Origin of the sequence: Pedobacter nototheniae, assembly GCF_032678625.1 — a bacterium.
Classification (GTDB): domain Bacteria; phylum Bacteroidota; class Bacteroidia; order Sphingobacteriales; family Sphingobacteriaceae; genus Pedobacter; species Pedobacter nototheniae_A.
Genome location: NZ_JAVTSO010000001.1, coordinates 207,940 through 233,312, shown reverse-complemented (window position 1 = coordinate 233,312; position 25,373 = coordinate 207,940). Strand labels below are relative to the sequence as shown.

Annotated in this window: 18 protein-coding genes; 13 read left to right on the top strand and 5 right to left on the bottom strand. The window is 39.1% G+C overall.

What is annotated here, in order from left to right; all coding sequences use genetic code 11:
- Positions 1 to 263: 263 nt before the first annotated feature.
- Positions 264 to 638, bottom strand: a complete 375-nt coding sequence (locus tag R2Q77_RS01045; protein ID WP_316801857.1) for a helix-turn-helix domain-containing protein — start codon at positions 636 to 638, stop codon at positions 264 to 266.
- A 110-nt stretch (positions 639 to 748) separates the two neighbouring features.
- On the opposite strand from R2Q77_RS01045, the gene R2Q77_RS01040 reads away from it, so the two are divergent.
- Together R2Q77_RS01040 and R2Q77_RS01035 are read left to right on the top strand one after the other, a co-directional pair.
- Positions 749 to 1,726, top strand: coding sequence for an NmrA/HSCARG family protein (locus R2Q77_RS01040; RefSeq protein WP_316801856.1), 978 nt, complete (start codon positions 749 to 751; stop codon positions 1,724 to 1,726).
- 148 nt (positions 1,727 to 1,874) lie between these two features.
- Positions 1,875 to 2,840 (top strand): alpha/beta hydrolase, encoded by a 966-nt coding sequence (locus R2Q77_RS01035; protein WP_316801855.1) that lies wholly within the window; start codon positions 1,875 to 1,877, stop codon positions 2,838 to 2,840.
- A gap of 112 nt (positions 2,841 to 2,952) precedes the next feature.
- On the opposite strand, the gene R2Q77_RS01030 is transcribed toward R2Q77_RS01035, so the two are convergent.
- Complete coding sequence (locus R2Q77_RS01030) at positions 2,953 to 3,831, bottom strand: AraC family transcriptional regulator (RefSeq protein ID WP_316801854.1); 879 nt, start codon at positions 3,829 to 3,831, stop codon at positions 2,953 to 2,955.
- Between the two features lie 194 nt (positions 3,832 to 4,025).
- Here R2Q77_RS01030 and R2Q77_RS01025 point away from each other — a divergent pair, with 194 nt between their 5' ends.
- The 11 genes from R2Q77_RS01025 (at position 4,026) to R2Q77_RS00975 (ending at position 20,831) form a co-directional block, all read left to right on the top strand.
- Positions 4,026 to 7,061 (top strand): TonB-dependent receptor, encoded by a 3,036-nt coding sequence (locus R2Q77_RS01025; RefSeq protein WP_316801853.1) that lies wholly within the window; start codon positions 4,026 to 4,028, stop codon positions 7,059 to 7,061.
- A 9-nt stretch (positions 7,062 to 7,070) separates the two neighbouring features.
- Complete coding sequence (locus tag R2Q77_RS01020) at positions 7,071 to 8,582, top strand: RagB/SusD family nutrient uptake outer membrane protein (RefSeq protein WP_316801852.1); 1,512 nt, start codon at positions 7,071 to 7,073, stop codon at positions 8,580 to 8,582.
- 154 nt (positions 8,583 to 8,736) lie between these two features.
- The gene (locus R2Q77_RS01015) at positions 8,737 to 10,197 is read left to right on the top strand and encodes an RICIN domain-containing protein (RefSeq protein ID WP_316801851.1); all 1,461 of its coding nucleotides are present in this window, start codon (positions 8,737 to 8,739) and stop codon (positions 10,195 to 10,197) included.
- Positions 10,198 to 10,831: 634 nt separating this feature from the next.
- Positions 10,832 to 12,226 carry a sugar porter family MFS transporter gene (locus R2Q77_RS01010; RefSeq protein ID WP_316801850.1) on the top strand — a complete coding sequence of 465 codons (1,395 nt, stop codon included), beginning with the start codon at positions 10,832 to 10,834 and terminating at the stop codon, positions 12,224 to 12,226.
- Positions 12,227 to 12,246: 20 nt separating this feature from the next.
- Positions 12,247 to 14,937 carry a glycosyl hydrolase-related protein gene (locus tag R2Q77_RS01005; RefSeq protein ID WP_316801849.1) on the top strand — a complete coding sequence of 897 codons (2,691 nt, stop codon included), beginning with the start codon at positions 12,247 to 12,249 and terminating at the stop codon, positions 14,935 to 14,937.
- Positions 14,938 to 14,957: 20 nt separating this feature from the next.
- Positions 14,958 to 16,127, top strand: coding sequence for a Xaa-Pro peptidase family protein (locus R2Q77_RS01000; RefSeq protein WP_316801848.1), 1,170 nt, complete (start codon positions 14,958 to 14,960; stop codon positions 16,125 to 16,127).
- 14 nt (positions 16,128 to 16,141) lie between these two features.
- The gene (locus R2Q77_RS00995; protein WP_316801847.1) at positions 16,142 to 16,939 is read left to right on the top strand and encodes a glucose 1-dehydrogenase; all 798 of its coding nucleotides are present in this window, start codon (positions 16,142 to 16,144) and stop codon (positions 16,937 to 16,939) included.
- A 10-nt stretch (positions 16,940 to 16,949) separates the two neighbouring features.
- Positions 16,950 to 17,393 (top strand): hypothetical protein, encoded by a 444-nt coding sequence (locus R2Q77_RS00990; protein WP_316801846.1) that lies wholly within the window; start codon positions 16,950 to 16,952, stop codon positions 17,391 to 17,393.
- Between the two features lie 13 nt (positions 17,394 to 17,406).
- Positions 17,407 to 18,096: an RraA family protein gene (locus R2Q77_RS00985; protein ID WP_316801845.1), complete on the top strand. Its 690-nt coding sequence runs from the start codon at positions 17,407 to 17,409 to the stop codon at positions 18,094 to 18,096.
- Positions 18,097 to 18,341: 245 nt separating this feature from the next.
- A complete protein-coding gene (locus R2Q77_RS00980) occupies positions 18,342 to 19,397 on the top strand; it encodes a mannonate dehydratase (protein ID WP_316801844.1) in 1,056 nt (351 codons plus the stop codon).
- A gap of 24 nt (positions 19,398 to 19,421) precedes the next feature.
- Positions 19,422 to 20,831, top strand: a complete 1,410-nt coding sequence (locus R2Q77_RS00975; protein WP_316801843.1) for a hypothetical protein — start codon at positions 19,422 to 19,424, stop codon at positions 20,829 to 20,831.
- Between the two features lie 138 nt (positions 20,832 to 20,969).
- Here the strand turns inward: R2Q77_RS00975 and R2Q77_RS00970 are convergent, their stop codons facing one another.
- From R2Q77_RS00970 to R2Q77_RS00960, 3 genes are all read right to left on the bottom strand, one after another.
- Positions 20,970 to 21,413: an L-rhamnose mutarotase gene (locus R2Q77_RS00970; protein ID WP_316801842.1), complete on the bottom strand. Its 444-nt coding sequence runs from the start codon at positions 21,411 to 21,413 to the stop codon at positions 20,970 to 20,972.
- A gap of 149 nt (positions 21,414 to 21,562) precedes the next feature.
- Positions 21,563 to 22,918 (bottom strand): alpha-L-fucosidase, encoded by a 1,356-nt coding sequence (locus R2Q77_RS00965; RefSeq protein ID WP_316801841.1) that lies wholly within the window; start codon positions 22,916 to 22,918, stop codon positions 21,563 to 21,565.
- A 30-nt stretch (positions 22,919 to 22,948) separates the two neighbouring features.
- On the bottom strand, positions 22,949 to 25,330 hold the full coding sequence (locus R2Q77_RS00960; RefSeq protein WP_316801840.1) for a glycoside hydrolase family 95 protein: 2,382 nt from the start codon (positions 25,328 to 25,330) through the stop codon (positions 22,949 to 22,951).
- Between the last annotated feature and the right edge of the window lie 43 nt (positions 25,331 to 25,373).

Sequence of the window (25,373 nt, the reverse complement as noted above, 5' to 3'; positions counted from 1 at the left end):
ACACCTAAAATCAAAGGCGCTGCGAACCTGCCCTATAACCATTTCAGTTATTTTTGAATGCCTGCCCCAAGCACATAGACGAAAGCTGGGTTTTGGCTTTAAGCAATCGGCTAAAAGATTGCAAATGTTCTTCCTATTCTTTTTTTATTTCAGGCAAATTCACCAAAGCATTGTGAAAGTCCTGTTGTGAAATCGTCTGCAAAAACAGGGCTAAACTTTCATGCTATAAAAACTCGGTTGATTTGCCATGAAATTTTTAATGGTTAGGAGGCTTTTACAAATTCCCCTTTCTCTTTAACCACCTGATTGCCCCATTTTGTAATGGCTTCCAAAACTGGAATTAAACTTTTTCCAAATTCTGTTAAGCTATAAACTACTTTTACAGGAGGTTTTTTACCATATACTTTTCTTAAAACCAATAGGTCCTTCTCTAATTGCTTTAATTGCAGGCTTAATGTCATTTCCGTAATGGCTGGTATCTCCTTACGAAGCTCACTATATCTTTTTGGCTCGTTTTGGAGATGATAAAGAATAACGGCTTTCCATTTCCCACCTAATAAATCCATCGTAAGACTTACTGTACAAGGATAATTCTTGCCTTTAAGTTTCACATAATCCCCAATACACTCTGTTTTCATTTTTTATGTTTTCAACCTATCTGTTTCGATAGTTATTGCAAATATAAAATACTAAATATAGTTTTGCAACTATAATAATTATAGTATAGTTATCGCTAAATAAAAAAGAAATGGTATCTACTTTGGAAGAACACGGAGAAATGACACAAAAAGACAAACCACTTATTACCGTAGTTGGTGTTTCTGGAAAACAGGGCTTTAGTACCGCACGTGCGCTGTTAGAGAGCGGTCGTTATCGTGTACGTGGTATAACCCGCCAAATCAATTCTCCAGAATTGATTAAATTGACAGAGCAAGGAGCTCAATTAGTGAATTTACCGCTCGACCTCGGACATAAAAAGGAGTTTACAGAAGCATTCCGTGGTTCGGATGGTGTTTTCTTAATGACACCCAATATTGCGCCACCAGCAACCCATGAAATGGAATTGGGTAAACAGTTGGCAGATGCCGCTGTTGAGGCGGGAGTAGGTCATATTATTTTCAGTAGCCTGGAAAACGTGGAGGAAATAACGGGAGGGAAAATGTCTGCTCCCCACTTTACGGACAAGGCTAAAATCGAAGAATACATTCGTACCCTGCCCGTTACAAGTTCGTTTGTTTATATGTCTTTCTTTTATACCAACCTGATTGAATTTTATACACCTAAGTTAAAAGGTGACACGCTTGTATTTCCGATTTATTTACCTAAAGATTTCCGTGCGCCATTTGTTGATCCGCTTACCGCCACCGGAGCTGCTGTTTTGGAAATATTTTCAAATCCAAGTCGGTATTCCGGTCAGTCATTGCCAATAATCGGCGATATTATATCGCCACAGGAAATGGTAGATGTGTTTATTGAGGTAACAGGGAAAAAAGCGGTGTATAGTTCAGCATTTACACGAGAGGAATTGCTTCACCATTTTCCCGAATACGGTTCCAATTTACCTTTAGTGGAAGAACTTTTGGGGATGGTGGATTATGCCGTTGAATACGGCTATTTTAGAAATGACCGTGATTTATTGTGGAGCAGGCAAATAAATCCTAATACACTTAATTGGGCGCAATTTCTTCGCACTACGGGCTGGACAGGTCAAAAAAAATCATATTGACCGGATTTATTTTCTTAGAGCATTCGGCTGGCGATTTGCAGAGATTCTATTGTAGTCAAGCCTGTAAATTTTCTTATATTTATAAAAGCCTATTTAAAAACAAAAAGGTGGTAAGGTGTTATTGTAATTAAATCAATAGAATAATAATATGAAATTTGGATTTGTTGTAATTATCTCTGCAATCTTGCTGTTTTCCAACTGTAAAAACAGCGAAAAACTTACCCAATTAAAGAATGTTCAGCTTACATTCACAACAACCGATAGTGTAAAATTACCGGTAAAAGTTGCAGGTAAGGGGTATGCTTGCATGTTTGTGCCCGGAGGGCCTGGCGGAGGTTATCTTTCATTTGAGCAATTGGGTGGTCGTAATCTGGAAAAAAATTTAACCATGATTTATATGGACCAGAGAGGATCTGGGAGTGCACAAAACGCCAAAGTGTATAGCCTGGATAGGGTTCTAAAAGATATGGATGAAGTAAGGGCAAAGCTTGGTGTTGATAAAATGTACTTAATGAGCCATTCGTTTGGAGGGATAATTCTCCTAAATTATGCTAAAAAATATCCTCAGCATGTTAAGGGTTTAATACTGGTTAATTCAGCACTTTACTTTTTTAGTCCGCAAATGCTTACCGACCAGATAGAATATGGATACAAATTGTTAGGTACAGATACGGTTATTAGAACAAAAAATCCGGATTCACTTTTTGCAGGCGATATGTTGCTCAGAAAAAAATTGAGTAAAAAACACCTTGGCTTTAAACTATTAACGGATAGCATAAACACTATTGCCGCATTGGAAAAACTGGATTCTCTGCACCCGCGTACCAACGATTTTGCTTTTAAAGTTTTAGGGCCGATCATTGATAAAAGTAAACAAATGTTATATCCCGAATATTTTAAAGATTATACGGCCATTTCTGCAAATATTAACCAGCCAACATTAATCATTAATGGGATAAATGATCATGCTATTGGCCCCAATCATTACAAACTATTTAAATTTCCAGATTCAAAGGTTGCCCAAATTAAGGGAGGGCACTTGTTATATTATGAACAGAATCCGCTTTTTGTTAAGGCTGTACAAGAATTTGTATCTGGGGTAGAGAATAGGTAAGGGTTTAATCATTAACGCGTTAAGTTATTCTTGATTTTAGTGTAATTTCTTTCTCTTTTTAGCGCCCTTAAACAGATTAATCGTAATCAAAGGTTTAATAAATTTCACTCCATTAAGCATTTAAATCGATACAATGTTTTCTGTATTCCCTCGGAATTTTTCCTGTGAAGTGTTTAAAGGATTTATTGAAGTTGGTAAAATTTTGAAATCCCGATGAATAGCAAATCTCCGCTATGGTGATGTCAAGATTTTGCAGGAGTTTACAGGCATGGCCTATCCGGATTTCATTTAAGAATAGAGAAAAACATTTTCCGGTTCTTTTTTTAAAAAAACTGGAGAACGCTGGTGGCGTCATGTTCGCAATTTCTGCAATTTCATTCAAGCTGATCGGATTAACGAAGTTTTGCATTAAATACTTTAAAACGTTATTCATTCTTGCGGTATCTTTCTCATTTAAACTGTGTGTATAACCCACTGAGGCCAATGGTTCACACTCTTTCGAATCAATCAGCATATCTATGATTTCCAGGAATTCTATTGTTTTAGAAAAACCGGTTTTGTCCATTATATGATTAAGTTTTGACGTTACCTGCATTTGAGTTTTTCCGTAAAACTTGAGGCCTCTTTTTGCTTTTTCAAATAATTTTTGCGTTTTCATCCGCACAATATCATCATCTACGATTTTTGATAAAAAATCAAATGGAAAATAAATAACTACTGCTTTAGCCAGTTTAGTTTCAATCGGATTATTTAATATCGAAGGGTCATTATACCATATGTGTGGCAAATCGGGGCTCATCAAAACGAGGTCTCCGGCAGAGAAGTTATTGATATTATCGCCCACCATTCTTTTCCCCCAGCTTTCCACTACATAATTTAATTCGCATAAATTATGAAAATGATAAGGAGAATTGTAATGATGCTCCTCAATTTTCTTAATCAGGAAAGAACTAACATCAGCATTTCCAACGGTAATCAGATTAGGTCTCATAGAATCTTAATGAATTATTTACCTCCATTTATTTTAGTTAAATATAGCCAGGATTTAGTAAAAATGCTTAGAAAATTAGATATCTGATTAAAATAGTTTAAGTATCTATTAAATAGATTTTACAAAGCAGCTAAAAGCCCGATTATTTTTGAGATACCAAATATGATTTTTATCCAACTAACCAGATAACTATAATGATGAGAAAAAAATTACTGTTAAAAAGAGCCCGAAAACCATGGGCTTTAATTTGTTTTGCTTTATTGCTATTCTGCACTGTAACAAATGTTTCTGCGCAAGAGAAAAAAACAGTTTCTGGAAGCATAAGAGACGAAAACAATTTAGTGCTCCCCGGCGCCAATGTTCTGGAAAAAGGTACCTCAAATGGTACCAGTGCAAATGATAAAGGCTTATTTAAACTCACTGTAAAAAATGGAGCCGTTCTTGTAATTAGCCTTGTAGGTTATAAAACACAGGAGATTACGGTTAAAGATCAATTGGCAATTGAGGTTAAAATGGAGCCGCAAGCAGCCACCTTGGAGAATGTTGTCGTAATAGGTTATGGCACGCAACGAAAAGTTGATGTAACCGGTTCTGTGGCCTCCGTTAACAATGCAACCATTACAGAAAGACCTTCGCCTAATGTGCTTGGTGCGTTGGCGGGGCAGGTTCCGGGATTGAGTATTACTTCTAATTCTGGTCGCCCAGGCGATATGCGTGTGAATATAAGGGGGTTTAATTCTATCAATGCTTCCAATAATCCATTGTTTGTGGTTGATGGAGTAATCGGCGTAGATTATGCTACCATTAACCCAACCGATATTGCATCAATTGATGTTTTAAAAGATGCTTCTTCAACAGCAATTTATGGTGCAAGAGGCTCAGGTGGGGTTATTATCATCACAACCAAGCGTGGCAAAGATGGAAAAGCCGTCATCAATTTAAACCTAACAGGAGGTTATAACGTACTGCCAAGAAAGATTGACCTGTTGAACTCAGCGCAATATCAAACTATAGAAAAGGCTGCATATGCCTATGTTCCAGGTAGAGAATACCCGGATTTTGCAAAACTGGAGCCACTGTTGTACAATGCTGATGGCACACCTAAATACAATACCGACTGGCAGGCAGAAGTATACAAGCCAAGTTTTTCTAAAAATGCCAACTTGTCCGTCTCTGGGGGTAATCCCGATTTGAAATACAGCATGAATTATGGGTATCAGGATGATCAGGCATTAATGTTATTTACCTACAACAAAAAATACTCGGCAAGGATTAACCTTGATGCAAAAGTCAACAATTGGCTAACTACCGGCCTAAATTTATCAGGCGTTTCTTCAAAAGAAAGAATACAAGATGATGGTGTAGGCGGTTTAACTGCAACCCGCGAAGTAATGGAAGCTTTTCCAATGATTCCTGTAAAGATGCCCGATGGTTCATGGGGAGGAAATTTTATGCATTTAAATTCTGAAGGTGCCGATAACCCGGTAAACATTTTGACGAATTATTATAATATCCATAATAGAATCAATGTTTTAGCAAACACTTATTTCAACGTTCGCTTATCGGATAATCTCGAATTCAGGACCAGTCTTTCAGCAGAAAGTTATACCGATGAAAATAATCAGGCATCGAGCGGTTCGGCTATACAAAGAGGGCTTTACCAAAATATTTCTGCAGGTATTTATTCAGAAAAGTCTCTTTACTGGCAGAGTTCGAGTTATTTTACCTACAAAAAGCAATTTAATAAAGCGAATAACTTAAATGTGGTTTTAGGTACAGAATGGGCAAAAAAACATGATCAAACCGTTGGTGCTTCAACATCAAATTTTGATAGTGATTTTTATTTATGGAATAACCTGAGTGCTGGGATATCGCCAAACCCACCTACTTCTAATGCTTATGATTGGCAGATTCATTCCTATTTCTCCAGGATAAATTATTCGCTGCTGGATAAATATTTGTTTACCGCAACAGGGCGGTATGATGGCTCTTCCAAGTTTGGAACAAACCATAAATATGCGTTTTTTCCATCTGCTGCAGGAGCGTGGCGGATATCAGAAGAAGATTTTTTAAAAGATTCTAAAACCATAAGCAATTTAAAATTAAGGTTAAGCTATGGCAGTACCGGAAATTCTGAAATTGGGCAATACCAATCTATTGGTGCGCTGGCTTCTAATACTGCAATTTTTGGAGGCGTACGGGCTGGTGGACAAGTACAGGGTACACTTCCAAATCCCGATCTTAAATGGGAAAGGACAAATCAGGCCAATTTTGGACTCGATTTAGGCTTGTTTAACAATCGTATTAATATCGTAGCAGATGTTTACAATAAGGTTACCAAGGGATTGTTGTTGTATGCCCCTGTTCCTTTATCATCAGGTTTTGATAATGTTTTAAGTAATATCGGGTCCGTTCGTAACCGGGGTGTTGAATTAGGGGTGAATACCAATAATCTTACAGGTGCGTTTAAATGGAACACTTCATTAAATTTTGCCGCCAATCAAAATAAAATATTGGCACTTGGGTTATACAATGAGGATATTTTCCCTGGTCCAGGATTCCTTGATCAAACCAATATATTACGCGTTGGCGAACCTGTTGGCAGTTTTTACGGGCTTACCCGTTTAGGTACCTGGGGAACAGCAGAGGCCACTGAAGCTGCATTGGTTGGCGCCAAACCAGGCGATATAAAAGATTCGAGCACTAAGTCTGTTTTGGGTCATGCCTATCCTAATTTTACGATTGGCTTTATCAATAGATTCTCCTACCAAAACTTTGATCTTGTTGTAGATATTCAGGTAAGTAAGGGCAATAGCATTTTAAACCTGGGCTATGCAACTTCAGAAGATCGACAAACGCTTGCCAACGGCTACACCACCTTGCTTAATGCCTGGACACCTACCAATCAAAACACCAGTATTGCACAGGTAAGATTAAACGGAGATGGCCCATCGCTGCGCCAGGATAGTCATTATGTTGAAGATGGATCTTTCATTCGGGGTAAAAATATTTCCTTGTCTTATACTGTGCCGGCAAATTTCTGTAGCCGATTGCGTTTAAGCAGCTTGCGCCTTTTTACAGGGGTACAAAATGCCTTCCTGATTACGAAGTATAAAACAGGTTACGATCCAGAAGTTTCTACTTATGCTCAACCTTTCGCTTATGGTATCGAGTTTTACGCTCAGCCGAAGCCCCGTACATTTAATTTTGGTTTAAACATTGGTTTATAATTGAACACTATGAAAAAAATAATCATATTATTGCTTGCACTTGTTGGCATAGGTGCAATTTCATGCAAAAAGTTTTTGGATGAAGAACCTCAGAGTTTTTATACTTCAGACAATTATTATAAAAGCTACCAGCAAGCGCAAAATGCTGTAAATGGTATTTATGTTTTTACCCGCGATTTCTATGCAGCGGTTGGGCTTTACGAAGAAGATGCCATGCTTATGCTCGAAAACCCTACCGGCCAGGCCAAAAGCGATATTAATCAATCAAATAACAATGCAAATTTGCGTAACCTGACCATGCAAACCACCGATTTATATTTTAATGTGTGGTGGCGCAGCTCTTATAAAGGTATTGATGCAGCAAATCTCGCTATTCAGAACATACCTTTAATTCCATCGTCTGTTGTTACTGATGTACAAAAAAACCAGTTGCTGGGCCAGGCCAAATTCTTGCGCGCCTGGTTCTACTTTAACCTGGTAAGGATATATGGCGACGTGCCTTTAGTTATACAACCAACCACCAGCGCCGCAGATCTTCAGGTAACACGAACAGGTGTTAAAGATGTTTATGAAAAATTGATTGTCCCTGATTTACTTGCCGCAGAACAAAGTGGGTTGCCTTTTTCAGATCAAACAGGAAGAGTAGCTGTAGGCGCAGTAAAGTCGCTTTTGGCCAAAGTTTATCAAACTATGGCGGGATTTCCTTTACAGCAAAAAGACAAATTGGCACTGGCTAAAAAAGAAGCTTTAGAGGTCATTAACTCTGGAAAATATACCCTTTACCAAAATTATGACCAGTTCCGCAATGCGGCAAATGATAATAAAATGGAAAATATTTTTATGGTACAGTTTGCAACCGGCATTGCCACAAACCCGATGTTTTCTAACACGCTTCCAAGTTTTAGTAACATTTCAAATGGGCAGCAGGAAACAGGTACACTTTTGCCAGAAGATTCATTTTATGCATCCTATACGGCATCAGATAAACGTAAGGAGGAGAAACAATTTTTTTACTCCCATTACCCAAATTTTTTAACCGGAACGAATGTGCAGTTTAAAAACGGACAACATGTTTACAAATTTTGGGACGATGTGGCACAGGCGAGCGGGCAGGGCTCTGGAAAGTGTTTCCCAATAATACGTCTTTCGGATATTATGCTGCTTTACGCCGAGGCCCAAAACGAAGCAGATGGATCGCCGGATGCAAATAGTTACACATATATTAATGCCATACGTGCAAGAGCAAACTTAACGGCTTTAGCAGGTTTAACCCAAGATCAGTTTAGGCAGGCGGTATGGCGTGAAAGAAATCATGAGCTTTGTTTTGAAAACATCACCTGGTTTGATATGGTAAGAACAAGGATGGTGTATGATACAAAAAATGATGCTTTTGTGCCTATGGTAGGTTATACTTTTCCAGCCAATAACACTGCAAAATTCCAGATGAAACATTACTTATTCCCGATACCACAGATGGAAATAGATGCTAATCCGAAACTAACCCAGAATCAGGGTTATTAAATTCAATTAGACACTGATATTAAGAAATATGATCAAAAGCCAAGTGCTGGTATGGGTTTCTAATGAAGCTTGTAATTCCTCCAAGGGAGGTAAATGGCAATACCAGACTTTGGTAGAAAAAGAATTCATTACGTTAACTTAAATATTAAAGAAAATGAAAAGAGTGTACAACAACATCAGGAGAATCCTGTTGATGAGTCTGATCTGCATGGCTTTCGCAGCTTGTAAAAAGAATGATGCTGAGCCGAGGCCAGCGCTGAAGCTGGCGGCGAGTTCCAGCGCAAACACCGCATCATTGGCGACTTCACCGTCCGATTTGATTGCTTACAAGAAGAGCCCCCATGAAATCTCTGCGGGCTTTTATCGGGTAGCGGGACCTTGCTATCCTACCCTGCTGGATGGCTCGAATTTTTCATTGGTACCTGACAGTTTGGATATCCTTATCCTATTCTGTTTTTCGCCCAGCTCACCGATTATAGCCAGCGTACCAGGGTGGATCAATACGCTGCATGCCAAAGGTACTAAAGTGATAATGACTGGTAACCTGGACTTAATACCAGGTGCCGGACATAATACGGCAGGTTACCAGGCCACCGCAAAATCTATCATGGATAATCTGGTAAACAAGTATAATTTAGACGGCTACGACATAGATGTGGAAGATAACCCAACCGGGCAAACACTGACCGATTTAGTGGGTGTGTACACGGCTTTATCAGCCTATCTCGGGCCAAAATCAGGCACGGGTAAATTGCTGACTTTCGACACCAACCAGCCAGGTAGCAACAACATGTTCCAGCAGGTGTACACCATGATCGACTATGTATGGATGCAGCGTTATGGAGCTAACGTCGGTGTTGTACAGGCGACCTGGGATACCTACAAAGCTTACATTCCTTCTACCAAATGGGTTCCCGCGTTTAGTTTTTTTGAAGGCACTGGAGGTTTTGTATGGAATGATGTTCATTATCCGGTAAACGGTACGGGAACCGCATTTGATTATGCGAATTGGGAACCGAGCGGGGGGGGCAAAAAGGGAGGTGTTGCGAGTTATGCGATCGATCGTGACGCACCGCTAACCTCTTCAAGTGATGGTACCCTGTATATTCCTAATTATATCGTGACCAATAAGTTAATAAAGATCATGAACCCAGCGGCCAGTGGCGGTATCGTATCCGGCGCTACTTACCAGATCGTAACCGCGGTAAATAATACAAGTGTGCTGGATATCTTTGGCGGGGGCAGCGCTAATGGTACCATAGTTGAGTTATGGACTAAAAACACTCCGGTAAGTGCTAATCAAAAATTTGTGATAACCAGTGTTGCCGGAGGTAGGTATAAACTGCAGCCAGCAAATGCCCCTGGTAAAGTGATGACCGTAAGGGGCGCCGGAACAGCAGATGGCACCCAGGTTGATATTTACACCGATAGTGGCGCCAGCAACCAGCAATGGGCTATCGTTGATGTTGGTGGGGGTAATTATACCATTACGCCGGCCAATGCGCCCACTAAACCTTTGGATCTTAATGGATACCAGACAGCTAATGGGTCCAAAATAGACATATGGACTAATGGTGGCGGAAACAACCAAAAATGGAAATTCGTTAAACAATAACAAACAAATTCTGATTTTTTTAAACTATGGATCACCATAGTAGAAAGGTTCTCAAAACGGGAACCTTTCTTTTTAACACAACCAATAGGATTCGTTATTTGAAAGTGGAATATTAAAAAAATAGTTCATCTGTTTTTGTCGATCTTTTTTTCTCGGGTGGCTTATGGCAAAAAACCAATATTCGGATTGGGCCACATGATGTTAGACTCCAATAAGGTACTACATTTTCTTTTGTACGTCTAAATTGCTATAGATTTAGTACCCCTCGTAGACGGGCGCCAAAATTGACCGGTTCATTTTGTTAATAAATTCAGAACTAATATAGTTGTTTTCAATTTAAACTAAATTTTCTATTTTTTTGATAAAAAATAAAGTAATGATATTTTTTTGAGGAGGGATAAAAGCAATAATGGTTAAATAAAATCGAGATAAAAATTAAATATATGATTAAAATAGTTTAAGTATTCATTAAATTCAGTTTACAAAACTGAATTAGCCCTATGTATTTTTGAGTTGCCAATATAAATTCCAGTGGAGTCGATTAACGATAATTCATTAACAACATTTAGTATAAGGTGTTGAAAATTGATAAAGGTCAAGAAAATAACTTATTTATTTTACAAAATCTAATTGAATGAAATTACAAGGAAATGCCTATGTAACACTGATTTGTTTTACAGCAGGGTTGGGTGGATTTTTATTTGGATTTGACACCGCTGTTATATCAGGTGCCATTAATTTTTTGCGAAACCAATTCCATTTATCTGCTGCTATGGAAGGTTGGCTAATGAGTTCTGCATTGGTGGGTTGCGTATTTGGCGCTGCAATTTCAGGCTATTTGGCCGATAAATACGGTCGCAAAATGACATTAATCCTTTCGGCCATCTTGTTTATTGTATCTGCCATCGGCTGTGCCATTGCCGTAACCCCATCCTTTTTGGTAATTGCAAGGATTGTTGGGGGGATTGGCGTAGGCTTCGCCGCTATGGTTGCGCCTATGTTTATTTCAGAACTTTCGCCGGCAAAATTAAGAGGCCGATTGGTTTCCTTATACCAGCTTGCCATAACCTTAGGTATTTTATGCTCTTATTTATCAAACTCATTCCTTTTGCAGTATGCCAGCAATGCAGGTACCCATGGTTTTATGCATTACTATTTGGTGGCCGAGGTTTGGCGGGGTATGCTGGGTTCAAATGTGGTACCTGCATTATTATTTTTTGTATTTCTGCTATTTGTGCCCGAAAGCCCCAGGTGGTTAATTAAAATTGGGAACACCACAGAGGCCGGCAGAATACTTGAACGTATTAATGGCAAACAAAATGCAGCCGCCGAATTATCAGAAATAGAAACTGCTATTTCGGGAGAATCGGGAAGTTTCAGGCAATTGTTAGCACCTGGCTTGCGTATAGCATTAATAATAGGTTTGGCCTTGCCTTTTTTAAGTCAGTTATCTGGCATTACTACGGTAATGTATTATGCGCCAGCTATTTTCGAAAAAGCAGGATTAAAAGCAGGCTCGGCAATGGGCAGTGCTTCAGTAATCGGTTTCTTCAATATGATATTTACACTGGTAGCCATCTGGAAAATTGATAAATGGGGTAGAAAACCCTTATTAATATGGGGGTTTATTGGGTTAAGTATTGCCTTATTTTTAATAGGTTGGGCATTTATAAGTAAAGCTTCTGCCGGAAATATTTTGATGGGACCTTTTATCTTATACATTGCTGTTTTTGCCTCCACATTGGGGCCCGGTGTATGGGTGGTTATTTCGGAAATTTATCCAACAAAAATAAGAGGCAGAGCCATGTCGCTGGCCACCCTTTCCTTGTTCCTGGGCTCAACATTTGTAACGCAAACTTACCCCATTTTAAGAGATTCCATTGGCATTGGATATGTTTTTTTATTATACGCAGCAGTGATGTTACCGGTGGCCTATTTTGTAAAAAGAGTGGTGCCCGAAACAAAGGGGAAATCTTTAGAAGAAATTGAGCAATACTGGCAGGTTAAAGACCAGCAAGAGCATAAATAATTTAAATTAATCAATTCGAAATGAGAAGCGCATTTATATTAATTATTGTATTATCTTTTTGGTATAACAACCCATTATGGGCGCAGACCAATTACCGGCCACATGGATCCAAAAATACAGACCATTCTTACTTTAAAAAAGGTACAGTCAATTTCATAAGCTCCAGTCATCAGGATATTGCCTGGATGGACTCAATAGTAGCTTGCGAAAAATTTAGAGACGAGAAAATGATTACACCAGCATTGGCGATTATGAAAGTAAACCCTAACTACTGCTTCCGTGTGGAAGATGCGTTAAGTTTACGCGAATATTTACAAAGGCATCCGGATAGGTATAACGACATTCTGAAATATACCAAAGAAGGAAGGCTGGAATGGGGAGCAACTTATAATATGCCTTACGAATCTATGTATGATGGCGAGGCCTTAATCAGGCAAACCTATTTGGGGCAGAAATGGTTAAAAAAAATACTTCCTGGTTGTAATTTTACGGTAGCATCAAACGAAGATGTGCCGGGCAGGGCAATGCAAATGCCGCAGATATTAGCTAAAGCAGGCGTAAAGTACCTCAACATTTCAAGGCACGAAGCTGGAATTTATCGTTGGTACAGTCCTGATGGTAGCAATGTATTGGTTTATACACCTGGGCATTACGATGGTTCTGGCAGAGACATATGGGATGTAAAAACTGATGAAGACAGGAAAAAGGGCGTAATTAACCACCTTAATGCATGGGATGTTTATTTCAAAACCAATAAATTTAAACCAGCACTTCCTATCCTTATTTCTTCTGATTGGTTGCAGCCGATGGAATTTAGTTCGTTAATGACCATGTGGAACAAATCTGCAAAAAGCGAAGGATTACCCGAATTGAGGTTTACCAGTGCTGCAGCGGCATTCAAAGCGCTTGATGCACCAAATGCCAAATATGAAAAGTTAACAGGCGAACGCCCTAATGTTTGGTTATATATTCACGGGCCAACCCACGAGCGTGCTTTAACAGCCTCAAGAATGGCAAACAGGACACTTACAGCAGCCGAAAAATTTGCCGCAATTAATGCCACTATTCAAAATAATTTTTCTGATTATCCCCAAAAGGCTTTAACCACAGCCTGGGAAAATGCGATTTATGCCGATCACGGTTGGGGAGGAAAACGTGGCGATATGACCGATTTGACATTCAGGAATAAGTTTGAAAATGCCTATTCAATAGCCGACAGTGTTTTACAGAAAAGTCTGTCTTCTATCACACAGTCAATAGGTTTTACTAAAAAAGGCCGTGCTATTGTGGTTTTTAATCCATTATCATGGAGTCGTAGCGATAAGGTTGAAGTGAGTGTAAATGTTTATGGTCAAGATACGCTATCCTATAAAATTATTGATGCTACATCGGGAGTAGAAATTCCAAGTCAGTTGGTTAAGGCAAAACCAACCAACAAATCAGACGAAGTAATAACACTTGCTTTTGTGGCAGATAAAGTACCCTCGCTTGGCTACAAAAGTTACTATTTGCAGCCTTTTGTAAACAAACTTGATAAAAACGGCGTTCCTTTGGCGCCAACCAATGCATCGGCCATTGAGGCGAAAGATAATGGAAATGTATATGAGAATAAATTTTATAAAGTTGAATTTGCCGATGGAGGCTTAAAAAGTATTTTTGATAAGGAACTTCAAACCGAGCTTTTAGACAGCCAGAAGTTATTGGGTGGCGAAATATTTCAGTTAGAATCTATTGGAAACGGGGCAGGAGAGTTTAGCGATGTGCAACCGGTTACCATGAACGGCTTTGAAAAAGTGAGCCAGTACAAGCCCAAATGGAATTGTGTAGAATATGGTCCTGTTCGCAAAATGTGGGAACTTACCCAGCAAACAAAATTTGCCACCATCCATCAAACCGTAACGCTGTATAACGACTTAAAACAGATCGATTTTAAAGCAGAAATTTTTGGATTTTCTGGCGAACGCTACCGCGAGTACAGAATGGCCTTTCCTTTAAAACAAACAGCGTCAAAAGTTGCTTATGAAGTTCCTATGGGCGTAGTTGAGGTGGGCAAAAGCGAAATAAAAGGTGCGGCAGGCTTTTCTTATGGTGTTCAGGATTATAATACAACCTGTAGTAAAGTTCATCCGCGAGAAGTGCAGGATTGGTTTAATGCAAGTAAAGGTAATACCTCCGTTACCATTAGTAGTTCTGTTGCAGTATTTGATTGGATAGATGCTACAGATTCTCTAAACAAAAACACCGTTCTACAGCCAATTCTACTGTCGAGCCGTAAAAGCTGCCATGGCGAAGGCAATTATTACCTGCAGCCTGGTAATCATGCTTTTCAATTTAGTTTAACCTCAAATAAAGGCGATTGGCAAAATAGCGTTCACTCCGGAAAGCAGCAAAATCAGCCACTACAACCTGTTGTATTAAATGTTGAGCAGCTTAAAGCAGGTTTACCCTTAAACTTTAGTTTCGCAGGGGTAAATGGTGATAACCTTGTTATTTCAGCCATCAAAAAATCAGAAGATGAAAATAACGTCATTATGCGGCTGGTTGACATGCAAGGTAAAGCCGTTAATGCTAAAATAAATTGGTTTGGCAAAACCACTTCGGTTAACACCACAAATATTATAGAAGAGGAAGATAAGCCACTTAAAACGAGTGCCGGAAGTATTCAGCTAAGTATAAAGCCTTATTCAATTGAAACCATTCGCATCAAATAAGTAAACCAAGACAATAAAAAATGAACATCCCTAAAAAACAAAAGCTTCAGCAGGTTATAAAACAGCATGGATTGGGGGCGCTTATTTTTTGGCGTCCTGATGAACTTGTACTTACTTTGGGGTATATGCCGCAATGGGGTTTATCATTTTTAGTGTATACCCAAAATGATGAAGCTGTTTTATACGTTCCCGAAGTAGAACCTGATGATATATTACCCAATGGGATAGAAATAAGGAAATTTCCATGGGGAAACATTAATTGTGCCGATCCATGGGCTGATTTATTTAGTCAGATTAAAATTTTAATAGGCAAAAGCGGGCTCAATAATTACCCAATATCTTTCATAAAAAATATTGGAGGTACCGCTCCCTGTAGAATGACAGGTGAGCAGCCTCATTTACCTTATGACCTGCATGAGCAATTGGCTGCGGTAAGTGATGCTGGTTATAAAGACATTAATAACGATTTGTTAAAACTTTACCTCTACAAAAACGAGGAAGACCTAAGGTGTTTAAAAGTTGTTCACGAAGTTGCGGCTCAAGCCGTGCAGGTTTTTTATAACAGCGTAAAACCAGGTAATTCTGAAGCAGGTATTGCGGCAGAAATAGAAGCAGCGGTGCAGCAAACAACGGGTCAAGACAATATTCAGTTTGCGAGGGCATGGCCGCTTGTTCAATCGGGCATTAATGCCGCTTTTGGCGGGCGATACAACAGAACAACCGGGCGCATACTTAAAGCTGGTGAAATGGTAATGCTCGAAATGAGCATTTGTGTAAATGGTTATTGGGCAGATATTACCCGAACAGCGCAAACAAGTGAAGTAGATGAACAACAAAAAAAAATATTCGATACCGTATTAGCAGCGCAACAATTAGCCATATCCATGATGAAACCTGGCGTTGAAATGGCTACTGTTGATGCCGCCGCCAGAACTTACATCACTGAAAATGGTTTCGGGCATCTTTACAATCATGCTTTAGGCCATCACGTGGGATATAGGTATCACGACCCTGGGCCGAACCTATCACCAAAATCAACCGGTGTTTTAGAAGAAGAGATGTTATTAACGGTTGAACCCGGTATTTACGGCTTGGAAATTAACTGCGGAGCAAGAATAGAAGATAATATTTTAATTACAGCCAATGGTTACCTCCTGTTATCTGATTACCCCAGGGGATTAAGCATTTGATAGCATTGAAAAATATGATAAATAATAGTATCGATTTAAAAAGCAAGCGGGTGCTTGTTACCGGGGCAAGTAAAGGCATAGGCGCTGGTATATGCCAGGCAATGGCCGCCTGTGGTGCAGATATTATCATCAATTACCATAAAGATGAGCAAGCTGCCGAAACTTTGGCCAATGAGCTGAAACGCCAATTTGGTGTAAAAGTATTTTGCTTTCAGGCAGATGTTTCTGATCAGGCTACCATCATCGACATGTTTAAGTATGCTGATGATGTTTTAGGCGGAATAGACATTCTGGTAAATAATGCTGGCTGTGAAACAATAGACCACGCCCTGCATTTAGATTTAGACGACTGGGACCGCATATTCAATGTGAACCTACGTGGTGCTTTTATTTGCGCTCAGGAGGCCGGTAAAAGAATGATTAATCAAAACAGCGGCGTAATTATCAATATCTCCTCTATTCATGATAAAGTGCCGCGAAAAGGTTTGGTGCATTATTGCGCTGCCAAAGCTGGGATGAACATGATGACCAAATGTTTGGCATTAGAACTGGCCGCCAATAACATCCGCGTAGTGTCGGTTTCGCCAGGAGCGATAGAAACAGAAATGAACAGGGAGGAGATCGAGAAATTTGGAAGGGAAAAATTTAACAACTGGATTCCCTTAGGAAGAGTTGGTGTGGTGGATGATGTAGCATGGACATGTGCATTTTTGGCCAGTAATATGGCTGCATATTACACCGCAACAGAAATATATATCGATGGGGGATATAAAGAAAGTACCATTCCCTACGACCCCAGACCTGATAAATAGAAAGACAAAAATGTTAATAGAAACTTACACATACGAAGGAGAAGGCTACAATCCCTTTTTGATTCGGGATAACTGGCAGGTGGCCAAATTAAATTACATGCCGGCGCAGGGGCTGGCAGATATTATAAAAATTGATCAACATACCCAAACAGACGAAGTATTTATCCTGCTAAAAGGAACCGCTGTATTGATAGGAGCAGAACGTAATGAAAAGTCTTTTTCTTTTCATTCGGTTAAAATGATACCAGGCGTTACCTACAATATTAAGGCCCAAACCTGGCACAATATAGCAATGGATACCGATGCCGAGCTTATTATTGTTGAAAAGAGCAATACACACCTTAACGATTGTATTTACGAGCATTTAAACGAAAAAGAAAAGATGGAGCTGTACAATAATATCCGCACCACTTTGAATGAAGATCAATCAAATCATCACTTACCCACAGCCTAACAAATATTATAAAATGGAATACGATAAAAATACAATAAACCCTGTTTGGGAAAATGATAAGCAACTTTTCGAGCTCATTAAAAACGAGTTATATACGCCTGTGGCCGGAGATATTTTGGATGATTTGGGTTGTTATCATCAGTTTTTACCACAACCCATTAAACCAATAAACGATTACGATAAACTGGTTGGCAGAGCGATGACGGTATTGATGATTGATGTGTACGGCCCTCAAAAACAGCCTTTTGGCAAGCTTACCGAAGCGCTTGACCAATTAAAAGAAGGCGAGATTTATGTTGCTACCGGCGGCAATATGCGTTGTGCCTACTGGGGCGAAATTTTAACGGCAACGGCTAAAAAACGGGGTGCTGTGGGGGCAGTAATTAATGGATATTACAGAGACAGCGAAAAAGTAATGGAACAGCACTGGCCGGTTTTTAGCCGTGGCCGGTTTGCACAAGATTCTGGCGTTAGAACACAGGTGGTTGATTACAATTGTGAGATAGAAATTGAAAAGGTACGCATTAAGCCTGGTGACTTAATATTTGGAGACTTGGATGGCATTCTTGTTATACCCGCTCAATTTGAAAAGGAAGTGGTAACCAAGGCATTGATTAAAGCACGTGGAGAAAAACTGGTGCGCAAAGAAATTGAAAATGGCATGTCGAGTACCGATGCCTTTAAAAAGTACGGCATACTATAAACAACGTGAATTATGAATGTTAATTTTTGATTATAAATATTAGTTTAAATGTCGTTTATAAGAAGATCCGTCCTTGCGAGGAGGAACGACAGCATGCCCCGTTTTTTCGGGGAAGCAATCTTTTATACATGAATGTTATTTCGAACCAGAAAGATTGCTTCATCCCATTTTTAACCTTTGCTTCAGTTCGCAAGGGCAAAAAAACAATAACTCATGTTAAACAACAAATTTAAGAATACATTGATATGAAATTAGGATTAGGCCTTTATAAACACATGCTTAATAAAGAGCATTACAGTTTTGCCAAACAATGCGGGTGTACCCATTTAGTGGTTCACCTGGTCGATTATTTTAATAAAGGCAAACTGCACGGTAAAGACAACCAACCCATTGGCGATGGATCGGGTTGGGGCATTACCAATAATCAAGATAAACTATGGTCATTAGTTGATTTATTAAGCTTAAAAAAAGAAATTAACAGCGCTGGTTTGGAGCTGGAGGCTATTGAGAATTTTGATCCGGCCAATTGGTACGATATTTTGTTAGACGGCCCACAAAAGAAAAAGCAGATCGAAAATCTTAAAACGATTATTCGCAATGTGGGTAAGGCAGGTATTCCTGTTTTCGGTTATAACTTTAGTTTGGCTGGGGTAAGTAGCCGGATAACGGGCCCTTTTGCCCGAGGCGAAGCAATTTCGGTGGCGATGGATGGGCTTGATAACCGTCCTATCCAAAATGGCATGGTATGGAATATGACTTATGATACGAATGCGGGAAAAGGCTATATTCCCAAAATAACACACGAAGAATTGTGGCAGAGGCTTACTTTTTTCTTACAAGAACTGGTTCCTGTAGCCGAAGAAGCCAATGTTGTTTTAGCAGCCCATCCAGATGACCCGCCAGTTCCGGTGTTAAGGGAAACGCCAAGATTAGTCTATCAGCCAGAAATGTATCAGCGGTTATTAGATATTGTGCCTTCAAAATCAAATGGTTTGGAGTTTTGTTTAGGTTCTATTGCAGAAATGACCGAAGGAGATGTATACCGGGCCACAGCACAATATGCCGATCAAATTGCATACGTCCATTTTAGAAATGTAATAGGCAAGGCGCCACACTATAAGGAAGTATTTGTTGATGAGGGAGATATTGATATGTTTAAAATACTGAGAATTTTAAAAGATAAGAACTTTAACGGGGTCTTAATCCCAGATCATACCCCACAAATTTCTTGCGATGCGCCTTGGCATGCCGGAATGGCCTACACACTCGGGTATATGAAAGCTATATTAGGAATGATTTAAGCCAATTTTTATAAAAACCATAACATGAAAGAACATTTTAAACAAAAACAAACTCTAAGCCGTGGCCGATTTATTAAACAATCGGGTGTTGCCTTATTACTAATTCCTTTTGGAAATGTTTTTGCAAATTTTACAGGTTTAGAAAACGATAAAGATTTAAAGGCAAAATGTATTTTAGCTTTTAACCGCTTTAGTGAAATATGGAATTTCAACGATTTTTGGAAACGGGGGAATACATTTGATGCCTGCCTAAATTTTGTTGATGCTTTGATGGTTCGCTTTCCAAACGATCCGGAAGTAAAAGCCATAGCACAAAAAGTAAATGTAATGCTAAAAGAAAATCTCGCCTACTTTAAAGGGTTTAATCCTGATAAGCTATGGGCTGATGATTTTGGTTGGTGGGGCTTAATGGGGCTAAATGCTAATAAACATTTGTTAAAATCGGGCAATACCGAACTGGCTAACGAGTTTTTGGACCTATCAAGCAATTTATGTTGGGATTACCAACGCAAAAAAGCTTACGATTTTTCAAACTCCGGAATGCCGGTTACGCATGGTTGCAGCAATGGCGATGCAGCCGGAGAGAACAAAGGGGTTAAAAATACAGTGACCAATGTTTTGTTTTTTTTGCTGTCCATCCGTAACTATAAACAGGCTAAAACAGCGCAAATGGCCGATCGGGATAAATACATGGAAATGATATATAAGCAATGGCTGTGGTTTGATAGCTGGTTTAAATTGGAAAAGTACCAGTATTTAAAAAAAATAAGTAATAATGCCGGCTTGGTTCAGGAGAGGCCAATGGCAATAGTTAGTGGTTCTACTTATACCAACATAACCCATCCAACCTGGGAAGAAGGATGGCTATGGACTGGAGATCAAGGGATGGTTTTAGCTGCACTTTGCGATTTGCGCAGCATAAAAAAGGATATTTATACCTGGGTTACCGAAAATAAAATTGATGATAAATTTAAAATGACCTCTTTTGAAAGTAGCATCGAAAACTATATCCTGTTAATAGCTAAAGGAATTGAACAAGGCTTGGTAGGAGAAAATGATGGTGTGATTAGAGAAGCACCATTTACAGCTAATTTTGGCGCCGAATTTGGGAACGATTATTTAGCAGGAAGAGGAATAATGATGCGTTATTTGGGTGCTTTAGACAAAAAAATAATAAAAACAGACTTTTACAAATCAATAAAGAATACCGTAGAAGCAATTTGGGCACATAGAGATCTGCATAACAATCAATTTACACCAGAATTTACTGCTGTAGAAGAAGATAAAAATTATAACAAAAAGTTTAAATCCCAATTTAAATCAGGAGACAATGTAATTAAATGGGATATTGAAAAAATGGATAAAGGTCAAAAAGCTGGGGTATGCCAATCCATAGGGATGGATGCATTGGGCGCACTGCTCAGGTTAAAATAATAAGTGAATTTGAGTTTGGAAACAAGCAGCTATCTTTTTGCGATAAGGTTGCCATTAACAACAGGATAATGGCAATATCCTTACGCAAATTGGGTAGTAGCTATTAATCATTACGATTTTATCATTGGTTTATAAAGCTTAATCCTTGTGAAACACTTCTTCCATCTGGCTCCAGGTTTCGCCTTTTGCCATGGCATCAGGAAGAGGGATTTGTGTTGGTGCAGTCTCTTTCCACCAGCGCTGCGTGGTGGTATCGGAAGCCATTTTTTTCATGTCGGCCGCAAAATCATTTCCTGTATATTCGAAATAGCTGAAAAGATATTGTTTCCCCTCAATTTCTTTTAAATAAATTGAATAATTATGGATGTTGCATTCGGTTATTTTTTTTAACACCTTAGGCCATACTGCGGCATGTAATTTTTTATAATAGGCCATTTGTTCGGGTTTAAGGCCTGTAATGGAGCCATAACGTGCAACTTTTTTAATGGTTTGTGCCGTGCTTTCTTTAGGAGGCTGTTGCATGCAGGCGGTTATAAACACAACTATTGCTAAAATTGAGAATAAGGTTTTTAGGGTTTTCATAGGAGGAAAAATTATTCTTTTCGTAATATCTATTAAATTTTGCCAACTGAAGCATAAGGCGGGGACTATCTGTTAATACATGCAGATAGCCCTGCGCTCCATATCAATAATGGTGTTTGTATAATAAATCCACATTGCTTTTTGTAAAATTAGTTCAGCAACGGTACGTTTTCTATATTTGCATTAAACTGAACCACGACTACATAAGGCGCTTTATTATCGCTTGATAGCTTTAGTTTAAATTTTTCTTTTCCCTTTTCTATCTCAACATTATTACCGCTTAAAACCTGGGCATTTAATATTTTTTTATTCGGGATATTGCTTAATTCTAAATTTTCTGCCTTGGCATTTAATACATAAATGAAAAGTTTGTTTCCTTTTCTGGTGGTGGCATAATCGTTTGTAGGCTGGTAGGGTCCACCCAAAGTGCCATAGTAAGCCTCGCTATTTTTGTTTAACCAATCGCCTATCTCTTTTAAACGGGTTATTTGCCTTTGTTCTATCCTGCCATCGGGCATGGGCCCTACGTTTAATAAAAGGTTGCCATTGCCACCAGCCGTTTTCGATACAATTGTTAAACACTCCTGTAACGATTTCATTTTATCATTTGGTTTCCAGGCCCATTGATTGCAAATGGTAAAACAACTTTCCCAGGGAGTTTGCATATTAAGTTTGCCAATAGCCTGTTCGGGAGTATCGTAATCACCTATCATTTTGGTTGTATCAATGTTTTTATTCTCCATGGCCGCAAACTCTTTTCCCAACCTGTTATTGGTAATAATAGTTGGTTTTAAGCCCTTTACATATGCGTAAATATCTTTCCCCATCTCGTCTGTCCAAGGTTTTTCCCACTGTCCGTCAAACCAGAGCATGTAAGGATCGTAATTGTCTATCAGCTCCTTTAGCTGGTTTTTCATATAGACGATGTATTTTGCCATATCAGATTTAGGATCGATGGTTTGGTTTTTTGGCGAATGGATGGGGTAATCTGGATGGTGCCAATCCAATACCGAATAATAAATGCAAAATTTGAGGCCTTGTTTTTTACAGGCTTCGTTTAGTGCCCCAACAATATCTTTCTTATACGGCGAGGCCTGGATGTTATAATCTGTAAATTTTGTCGGCCAAAGGCAAAAGCCATCGTGATGGCGCGCCGTAATGGTCAGGTATTTCATGCCTGCATCTTTAGCTACTTTAACAATGGCATCAGCATCAAACAGCACGGGATTAAATTCTTTGTAAAGTGTATCGTAATCGGCAACATCAACCTGATCGCCCCGGCTCCAGCCAATTTCGGTAGCGCGTAAACTTACCGGCCCCCAGTGGATAAACATGCCAAAACGTTGATTCATAAAATCGGCCATTGAAGATGGTTTAACATCTTTTTTTTGCGCATTGCCCTGCGAAATGATTGTTAATGTTAAAAATAATGTAAATGCTATTTTTAAATAAATACCATTTCTAAAAAAAAAGCGGTTTAGAACTGAATGTTTGATTTGTTTCATAGTGTTTGGTTTTTTTTTGTAAAACTGTAATTATAAATATTGCCTGAAATTCAGTTTTTGGTTAGGTTTTATATCGATTTCAAAAATTTTATTTTCATATTTTATTTTAAAATGGCCACCTGTTTTTGAGGATGCGTTTGCTGAAATTATTTTGTTGTTTTTCCATTGCATATCAATTACAACGCCACCACGTGCAACTAAACCTTTAATTTCACCATCTTTCCATGCGGTAGGCAATGCCGGTAAAAGTTCTATGTATTCTTCGTGGCTTTGTAATAAAAGCTCTGCTATACCCGCTATTACTCCGAAGTTTCCGTCAATCTGAAATGGCGGGCCGGCATCAAACATATTGTAATAAGTGCCACCTCCATCGGTGTATTTTGTGGTTGCATCGGTGGTTGGCCGTAATTGGGTATTAAGGATGGTTAAAGCCCGGTTGCCATCTTTCAAACGTGCCCAAAGCGCAATTTTCCAGGCAAAGGTCCAACCTACGCCACCATCACCTCTGGCTTCCAATGATTTTTTTACCGCTTCGGCCAGTTCGGGTGTTTTATCTGTTGTAATTTGATTACCAGGGTAAAGGGCGTACAAATGCGATAAATGACGGTGTTGAACTTCCAGTTCCTTAAATTCTTCTGCCCATTCCATTAACCTGCCATCCGAACCTATTTTTGGCCCGGCCAAATTTTTCCTTGCATCCTTTATTTTTTGCAGAAAATCTTTTTCATTTATTTTTAAAATATTTGCAGCCTTTAAAGTATTGCTAAAGAGTTCGTAAATCACTTCCTGATCGTGGGTTGGCCCCATGCTGATCTGCACTTTGGCCCCATCTGGTGCTAAAAACGAATTTTCTGGTGATGGTGATGGGCCCGATACCAGTTTGCCGGTTTTTGGATCTTTTACCAGCCAATCTAAGTAAAACTTGCTTGCCTCTTTAAGAATAGGAAATACCTTTGCTAAGTAATGCTTATCCTTTGTAAAGGCATAATGTTCCCATAAATGTTCACAAATCCAACCACCACCCCCAACATGCATACCCCAGCTGGGGTGTTCTCCAGGAGAGGTGTAGCCCCAAACATTTGTAATTGGATGCAATACCCATCCATCCATTTGGTATTGGATTTTTGCGGTGTGTTTTCCTGGTTCTAATAACGATGAAACCAGATCAACCAATTGGTCCTGGCATTCGGACAAATTAGTAACCTCTGCCGGCCAGTAGTTCATTTGTACATTAATGTCGGTATGGTAATCTCCGTTCCACGGGGTTTGGATCTGATTGGCCCAAATGCCCTGTAAATTGGAAGGTAAGCTTCCTTTACGCGATGATGATAATAAAAGATAACGGCCATATTGATAGTAGAGGCCATATAAAGCTGATTCGTTTTGACTTCGCACATTTTTCTGCATCAATTCATCTGTAGGTAAGCTATTGATGCTGTTGTTTAGTTTTAGCACAGATCTGTTCATAAACGATGAAAAATCGCTCACATGTCTTTTACGCAGTAATTCGTAATTTTTGGCTACTGCATTTTTGGTTGTAATATTTAATTCACTTTCAAAATTTACATTGGTGTAATCAGGATAATTTAAACGGTAATTGGTAGCGGCTGTTAATATAATGGTAACAGAAGTTGCTTTTGTAATCTGTAAAGTATTTCCATCAGCTTTTAAGGTTCCGCCGGTAAGTTGCGGAATGGCATAGGTTTTATAATGCATGCCATCGCCATTTTTACCATTATTTAAAACTCCACTCATTACTAACCGACCATTTTGTGCCAGGGTTTTAAACCGCTCCGGTCTGTTGAGTGATACTGAAAAAGATAATGCATGAGGTTTATCTGCAGTTAGCCTAATCACTAAAGCCCTGTCGGGAAAACTGGAAAAAACTTCTCTTGTATATTTAACGCCGTCTTGCTCATAGCTGGTTAATGCTATGCCTGTTGTTAAGTTGAGTTCGCGATAGTAGTTTTTAAAAGTAGATTTTTTACCAAAATCTAACCGCAAATCACCTAAAGTTTGATAACAACCAAAGGGCACATTGGCTCCATTACCATTACCACTTCCCTTTCCTTTACAAACTTGCGTTTTATTGGTTAATTCGGTTGCTTCCCTGTATTTTCCTGCAAAAAGAAGTGCTCGTATCTGTGGAATATATTTAGCTGCTTCAGGGTTATCATTATCGTCGGGGCTTCCGCTCCATAAAGATTTTTCATTGAGTTGTATTCTTTCCTGGTTTACATCGCCAAAAACCATTGCACCCAAAAAACCATTACCAACAGGCAAAGCTTTTAACCACTCGGTATCGCTAACCCAACCGTCTGCATTATCTTTTGCTGTAGCATTTGCAGGTGTTTTAAACCATATTTTGCTTAAATTGTTTTGTGCGTATAACCGGCCTGAAAACAACATCATAGTTAAAATAACTGTCGCACAAAATATCGCCTTTTTCAAAATC